The following is a 7,383-nucleotide window of genomic DNA, read 5'->3' as shown; positions in this document are numbered from 1 at the left end:
CTTGTTTGAAAAAGATAAATCTGAAAAATTTAAATTATAAGTTTTTTTATTATTTCCAATGTTTTTTTGGCTACCCTCTATAATTGATGTATTACTATAATATAATTCATAAATACTTTTTTTATCTAACTTTTCGTATTTCTTATGAAATATTAAAATTTCATTTTTTGAAAATTTCCTTTCAAAATAATTATCATTATTTGAACTAGAATTTAAAAAATTGAGAATTAAAATGCTTACAAAAATTGCAGAAAAAACAGTTATAACTCCAATTAAAAATTTATTTTTCATCACTATTTTTATTTAAAATTAAGTAACAATAAATTGAACCAATTATTAGACATAAATTAATTAAAATATGGTATTTATACTGTAAACCGTTTAAAATTCCTCCGCAACCGCATACTTCATAAAACCCTTTAAATCTTAAAAATGAAATATACAATGTGAAAATTAAAATCAAAAAACAAAATAACAACAATCCTTTTTGTTTAAAAAAAAGTAAAACTGTGACCACAAATAACTCAATTATGATAACTAAATACGAAAAATAATTCGCAGTTTTAATGCTAAATATTGATGTTTTGACTAAATTAGTTCTGAACGATTCTAAATTCATTAATTTATTTACAGCAGTATAACAAAAAAATAAGATTATAAATAGATAAATAAATTCAGCTATTGCTTTTTGAATCTTATAATAGTTGATTTGCATACTTGTTAATTTTAATCAAACTTAATAGAGTAAAAAATATCTTACAATCGGAATAAATATTTTTTTATCGGAAAAACCGATATTTGAAAAAATACTTTTACATTAGCAAAAAAAAATAAGATGTCATTAGGAAAAAAATTATATGATTTAAGAACTAGCAAGGATTTAAAACAAGAGCAAGTTGCTTATGATTTAGAAATTGTACAAAGTACTTATAGCGATTGGGAAAATAATGTTTCAACTCCTAAAAGAGAAAATCTAATTAAACTTGCAGAATATTTTGGTGTTGAAGTAAATGACTTTGATGATGAAATATACAGTGTCAATATAAAAAACAAAAAAAATGGAATTGCATTAGTAAATTGCCCAAATACAAAAATTAATTCTACAGAAGCAATTCTTAAAATTGCGGAAAGTTTAGAAAAACTAACATTACTTGTAGAAAAATTAATTACAAAATAAAATTATTTTATTAGAATCAAAAACATATTTTAAATCTCAATCTAACATTGAGATTTTTTTATTCTAAAATTTTAAAATAATGAACTAAAAAAATTAATTCTTAGTTTTAAATATAGTTTTAAAATATATTTGTAACAAATTAAAAGATTCAACAACCTATAATCTAAAATCAAACAAATTATGACAATATATCAATGGTTTATCTTTTTTCTAGGAGTTCAACTAATTCACGGATTGGGAACATGGAGATTGTATGAAAAAGCTGGAAGAAAATCTTGGGAAGCTTATATTCCTTTATACAATTCAATAATATTGATGAAGATTATCAATCGTCCAACTTGGTGGACATTTTTATTATTTATTCCTGTAATAAACTTATTAATGTTTCCAATTGTTTGGGTTGAAACTTTAAGAAGTTTTGGTAAAAACACTTCTTTAGATACTTTTTTAGGAGTTATAACTTTAGGTTTCTATATTTATTATATCAACTATACTCAAGACGTTAACTACATTGCTGACAGAAGTTTAAAACCAACAAACACAGTTTCAGATACTGTTGGTTCACTCCTATTTGCAATTATTGTTGCTACATTTGTGCACACTTATTTTATTCAACCTTTTACAATTCCAACTTCATCATTAGAAAAATCATTATTGGTTGGTGATTTTCTTTTTGTTAGCAAATATAATTACGGTGCAAGAACTCCAATGACTGCTGTTGCTGCACCAATGGTTCACGATACACTTCCATTTATTCATAAAAAATCCTATTTAAAATGGCCTCAATTACCGTATTTTAGATTTCCAGGTTATGAAAAAATCAAAAATAATGACATTGTAGTTTTCAATTGGCCTGTTGATACTGTTTACAAATTTTTTGATAAATCCGGAATGAAAGCAGATAAACCAATTGATAAAAAATCAAATTATGTAAAACGTTGTGTTGCAATTGCTGGCGATTCATTGTCTATTAAAGATGGAATTGTATTTGTAAATGGTAAAGAACTAGTTTTGCCAGAAAGAGCCAAACCTCAATTTTCATATAAAATTGCTTATGATTCAAATGCTCCAATCGATTTTGAAAACATAATAAAAGAACTAGATATTACTGATGCTTATGGTGTAAATCAAACAAGAGATACTTTATTTTTTAGTGCTCTACCAATGTCAAGTGTTGAAAAATTAAAATCAGTAACAGGTATTAAATCAGTAACTAGAATTATTTCTAAAGACATTGACAAAACAATTTTTCCACATACAAAAAACTGGAATTTAGATAATTTTGGTCCAATTTACATTCCTAAACAAGGAAAATCAGTTGCCATAAATTTAGAAACTTTACCATTTTATAGTAGAATAATTACAATTTATGAAAATAATAAATTAGAAATAAAAGGAAGTGATATTTATATAAATGATAAAAAAGAAACATCATATACTTTCAAACAAGATTATTTTTGGATGATGGGTGATAATCGTCATCGCTCAGAAGATTCTAGATATTGGGGTTATGTTCCAGAAAATCATATTGTTGGAAAACCAATATTTATTTGGATGAGTATTGATGGGATAAATGACGGAATTAAAAACTGGAAAATTCGTTGGAGCAGATTGTTTACAACAGTTAGTGGCGATGGTGAACCTGTTTCCTATTTTAAATGGTTTTTAGGATTTCTAGCATTATATTTTATTGGTGACTATTTTTGGAAAAAAAGAAAAGTTACTAAAGGTTAATTTGAATATATGTAAATTTGGTTATTTGTAAGATTTAAATTATGTATATATTCTCTTTTGAAAAGTTAGAAGTATGGGTAGAAGCAAAAGATTTTATAAAATATTTATATAAAATAACTTCTAAATTTCCTGATATAGAAAAATATGGACTAGTGTCACAATTAAGAAGAGCTTCAATATCAATTGCATCAAATATTGCTGAAGGATCAGCAAGAAAAAGCTATAAAGATAAAGCACATTTTACTACAATAGCTTTTGGATCAGCAGTTGAAGTTCTTAATCAGTTAATTATTTCATTTGAATTAAATTTTGTTTCAGAAACAGATTATTTAAAATTAAGAGAAATGTTAGAAAGTATAACAAATAAACTAAATTCTCTTAGAAATTATCAAATTAATAAATCTATAGAAAACAAATAACCAAATTGGCAAATAAACAAATTAACATCCTACTTCAACCCACTTATTTTCCATCAATAAGCAATTTTGTTGCAATGGCAAAAGCCGATTCTATTACATTTGAAACTGATGATAATTTTCAGAAGCAAACCAATAGAAATCGAATGTTTATTTATAGTCCAAATGGTTTACAACTATTAAATGTTCCTGTAAAACATAGTAAAGTATTACACCAAAAAACTAGAGATATTAAAATTGAAACCGATTTTAATTGGCAAAAACAGCATTTTAAATCACTCGAAGCTGCCTACAGAAGTTCACCATTTTTTGAATTTTTTGAAGATGATATTTATCCAATTTTTGATAAAAAACATACATTTCTAATTGATTTAAACTTTGAAGCAATGACTATAGTTGCCAAATGTTTAGGACTAGCTTTTGATTATAAAAAAACCACTGAATATTTTCATGAAGTTAAAGACTATCAAGATTTTAGGCCTTTAGCAATCGGAAAAAAAGATACTTCAATACTAGAATCATATACACAAGTATTTGGAGAAAAACATGGTTTTATTAATAACCTAAGTATTTTAGATTTACTTTTTAATGAAGGACGATATGCCCTAGATTATTTAAAAAAACAAGAATTAAAATAATTTATTCCATCTTTAAACGAGCCACAATAGGAAAATGATCAGAATTTTTAAACTGAGTAAAATTTTGAAAATTTTTAACAACTATTGATTTATCTGTAAAAATATAATCAATTCTAGCAGGATAATATTTAAAACTATAGGTTTCTCCAAAACCTTTTCCAGCTTCTTCAAAGCAATCATTCAAATCGCCTTTTATACTTCTGTAAACATACGAAAAAGCACTATTATTCATGTCGCCACAAATTATCATCGGATAGTTACACGTCTTTTTGTGTTTCATTAAAATTTCGGCTTGTAGTTGTTGTTTTGTAAATGCTTTTCCTATTCGTTTAAAAACTATTTCCGATTTGGCTTGATCAATAGATTCAACATTTTCTTGTATTTCATTAACATCTGGTGAGATTTTTATCGATTGCAAATGCATATTATAAACTCGAATTGTATCATTTGCTTTTCTAATATCAGCATAAACAATTAAATTATCAGATTCTGGAAACTCAATATTTCCATTATCAATAATTGGATATTTTGAAAAAATAGCTTGTCCAGATTTTATTTTATTTCCTTGCATAAAAATAAATTTATGTTTGTAAACTCTTAAATCGACTTTTGCTGTTTCAGAATATTCTTGAATACATAAAATATCAGGATTTTGCTCGTTAATAAATGCCTTCATTTCATATTTTACATTTTCGCGTTCAATCCATTGAAAAAGGTTAAACAATCTAACATTATAACTCATTACAATAAAATCTTGATTTTCAACAACTTGTTCCTGAGATGAAAATTTATAAAATTTATTTACAAATGTTATTCCAAGTATCAATACAATTCCAGACAATACCATTTGACGTTTTAACTGCAACATCCAATAAACAAAAAACAAACCATTTATAACTAAAAACAATGGTAAAACCAATGTCAATACAGACAGAAAAGGAAAAAATTTTGGAGCTAGAAAAGGTAATACATAGGCAAGAAACGTCAATACAGTTAAAACTATATTGAAAAAAAACATTACTTTATTAAACCTAGAAAGTTTCTTCATTTATTTTTTGATTCTATAATTCTGCAATCTGTTTTCTGCTAACTGAACACTGATTACTAAACACTTACTTCCCTGCTTTAAACAAAAATTCTTTTTCGTCAGCAGTTAAACTATCATATCCCGATTGACCAATTTTATCAAGAATTTCGTCTATTTGTTGTTGCGTTTTATCTTTTGTTACAATCTTACTTTGGGCTTTAATTGTTGGTTTTTTTGGATTAACATGAACTTTTTTAAATGGTTTAGATTTATTTGTTTGAAACAAATTAACAACAAAATCAATAATATTGGTAATAATTGAACTTAAATCAGTTCCTTTTATAAGAAGTTTGATATAAATAAATCCAAATAATGCTCCAGCTAAATGAGCAATGTGTCCGCCAGTATTGTTCATTGGCAATTGAACCAAATCGATAAATATAAACAAAAATGCAATTTGCCATAACTGTAATTTAAAAACGCCAAACAATCTAACATCCATAAATGGTTGATAGGTTACCGTTGCAAACAAAATTGCCATTATTGCTCCTGATGCGCCAACCATTTCAACAGTAACACCAACTAATGCAGGAAGAAAAGTATAACCAATAATATATACAAAACCTGAGAAAATTGCACTTAAAATGTATGTTCCAAGTAATTGTTTTTGAGTGAAAAATGTGGTAAATAATCTTCCAACATAAAACAACATCAACATATTTAAAATTAAATGTATTGCACCACTATGAAAAAAAGCATACGAAATTATTGACCAAGGTTTCCATAATAAATCAATCCCATTAGAAGATAAACTTACAAATTCTATATAATTAATTGCTGGAGTAAATAATTTTAAAAGAGCAAAAACTATTTCAGCAATAATAAAAAGTAATAAATTCCAAAAAATTAGCCGAATAGCAATTCCACCTATTTTGTATTGAAGTTTTAAATCTTGAATTACTGTCATTTTAATTCCAACGTTTATTATTAAACTGATTTTTTTTCCAAAACCACATCATTATAAAACCAGTTATTGCTCCGCCAATATGAGCAAAATGTGCAACACCTGAACTACTAGAACCAAAAATAGAACTTCCTTTAAAACCTAAAACTAAATCTAATAACAATAATCCAGGAACAAAATACTTAGCTTTTATCGGAATTGGAATAAACATCATTGCCAATTCTGCATTTGGAAACATAAATGCAAACGCAACTAAAAGTCCATAAACAGCACCAGAAGCTCCAACTGCTGGAGTTCTTGATAAAGAATTTGCATTAGCAATAACATTAAATTGTTCTTGACTACAATTCGCTTTTTCTAAAATAGATTGAACTGAACTTGCAATCATTTTTCCTTCATCGTCAAATGCATTTCGCAAATCTGAATTCAATAAAACTGTGATGTCTGTTTTAGAAAAATTTAAACTTGAAACAGTATCTAATAAATAATGTATTTGAAAATAATTCACAGCCGAATGTAACAAAGCAGCTCCAAGACCACAAGAGATATAAAAAAACAAGAATTTTTTTCCACCCCAAAAATGCTCTAAAGCACTACCAAAAGAAAATAAAGCAAACATATTAAAGAAAATATGCATCAAATTGGCATGCATAAACATGTGTGACAATGGTTGCCAAAACTTGAACATTGGACTTTCAAAATAATATAATGCAAAATAAGTATCAGCAATTGGAACCAATTGAGTTCCAATAAAAAATATAATATTAAGTATTAAAAGTTGTTTAACAACTGGTGTAATATTCATCATATAACAAATTTTTTATCAATATCTTCAACACTCATAGTAATGAAAGTTGGTTTTAGAAAAGGAGAAACATTAGGTTCTTTACAAGCAAAAAGGTTATTTACTAAATTTTCTTGCTCTTTCTCGGTTAGAAAAGTTCCAGTTTTTACAGCCAAACTTTTTGCCATTGATTTAGCAATTGTATCATTTTGAGAAAAACTACTGTCTGGAATTCCGTCTTGCAAATCGCTAATTAATTGTTCTAAAACTATTGAAACTTCACTTTCTGTAGTATTTACCGGTATTCCCGAAATATGTATTGCATCAGTTTGAAAACCATCAAAAACAAATCCTGTGTTTTCTAAAGAAAGTTGCAATTCTGTAATTAATTTCATTTCGTTATGAGAAAAATACAATTCTAATGGAAATAATAATTGCTGACTTGACGCGTGGTGAACAGTCATATTAGTTAAAAATTGCTCATATAAAACTCGTTGATGAGCACGACTTTGATCCATAATTAACATACCTGATTTTATGGGACTTACAATATATTTTTTATGAATTTGGTAGGTTCTTTTAATAGTATGTTCTTCTTCTTTATCGTCAAATAATGATGCTGTAACTTCTTCATTTTCAAATG

The 7,383-nt window shown here is 26.3% G+C and carries 9 protein-coding genes and 1 pseudogene; 4 read left to right on the top strand and 6 right to left on the bottom strand.

The features are described 5' to 3' along the window. A partial coding sequence (locus tag ACH2BO_RS01980; RefSeq protein ID WP_395043084.1) for a hypothetical protein occupies nucleotides 1-291 on the bottom strand: 291 nt, incomplete at its 3' end. Next, complete coding sequence (locus tag ACH2BO_RS01975; protein ID WP_395043083.1) at nucleotides 281-715, bottom strand: MauE/DoxX family redox-associated membrane protein; 435 nt, start codon at nucleotides 713-715, stop codon at nucleotides 281-283. The genes ACH2BO_RS01980 and ACH2BO_RS01975, both read right to left, overlap by 11 nt. A 120-nt stretch (nucleotides 716-835) precedes the next feature. Here ACH2BO_RS01975 and ACH2BO_RS01970 point away from each other — a divergent pair, with 120 nt between their 5' ends. The 4 genes from ACH2BO_RS01970 to ACH2BO_RS01955 all read left to right on the top strand — a co-directional run bounded on the left by ACH2BO_RS01970 (nucleotide 836) and on the right by ACH2BO_RS01955 (nucleotide 3,965). After that, nucleotides 836-1,177, top strand: coding sequence for a helix-turn-helix domain-containing protein (locus tag ACH2BO_RS01970; protein ID WP_395043082.1), 342 nt, complete (start codon nucleotides 836-838; stop codon nucleotides 1,175-1,177). 180 nt (nucleotides 1,178-1,357) lie between these two features. After that, a complete protein-coding gene (gene lepB / locus ACH2BO_RS01965) occupies nucleotides 1,358-2,911 on the top strand; it encodes a signal peptidase I (protein WP_395043081.1) in 1,554 nt (517 codons plus the stop codon). A gap of 41 nt (nucleotides 2,912-2,952) precedes the next feature. Then, entirely contained in the window at nucleotides 2,953-3,330 is a 378-nt protein-coding gene (locus tag ACH2BO_RS01960; protein ID WP_395043080.1) for a four helix bundle protein, read from the top strand. Between the two features lie 20 nt (nucleotides 3,331-3,350). Next, nucleotides 3,351-3,965: a WbqC family protein gene (locus tag ACH2BO_RS01955; RefSeq protein ID WP_395043085.1), complete on the top strand. Its 615-nt coding sequence runs from the start codon at nucleotides 3,351-3,353 to the stop codon at nucleotides 3,963-3,965. Nucleotide 3,966: 1 nt separating this feature from the next. Here the strand turns inward: ACH2BO_RS01955 and ACH2BO_RS01950 are convergent, their stop codons facing one another. The 4 genes and pseudogenes from ACH2BO_RS01950 to ACH2BO_RS01935 all read right to left on the bottom strand — a co-directional run. Further along, nucleotides 3,967-5,013 carry an endonuclease/exonuclease/phosphatase family protein gene (locus ACH2BO_RS01950; RefSeq protein WP_395043079.1) on the bottom strand — a complete coding sequence of 349 codons (1,047 nt, stop codon included), beginning with the start codon at nucleotides 5,011-5,013 and terminating at the stop codon, nucleotides 3,967-3,969. 64 nt (nucleotides 5,014-5,077) lie between these two features. Further along, nucleotides 5,078-5,959, bottom strand: coding sequence for a rhomboid family intramembrane serine protease (locus ACH2BO_RS01945; protein ID WP_395043078.1), 882 nt, complete (start codon nucleotides 5,957-5,959; stop codon nucleotides 5,078-5,080). Nucleotide 5,960: 1 nt separating this feature from the next. Beyond that, the gene (locus ACH2BO_RS01940; protein ID WP_395043077.1) at nucleotides 5,961-6,764 is read right to left on the bottom strand and encodes a rhomboid family intramembrane serine protease; all 804 of its coding nucleotides are present in this window, start codon (nucleotides 6,762-6,764) and stop codon (nucleotides 5,961-5,963) included. Continuing rightward, a pseudogene (locus ACH2BO_RS01935) lies at nucleotides 6,761-7,383 on the bottom strand (DNA mismatch repair protein MutL); the annotation flags it as partial. The gene ACH2BO_RS01940 and the pseudogene ACH2BO_RS01935, both read right to left, overlap by 4 nt.

Source organism: Flavobacterium sp. (assembly GCF_043773265.1).
GTDB lineage: Bacteria > Bacteroidota > Bacteroidia > Flavobacteriales > Flavobacteriaceae > Flavobacterium.
The sequence above is the reverse complement of the archived record's forward strand: the minus strand, read 5'-3'. Positions and strand labels throughout refer to the sequence as shown.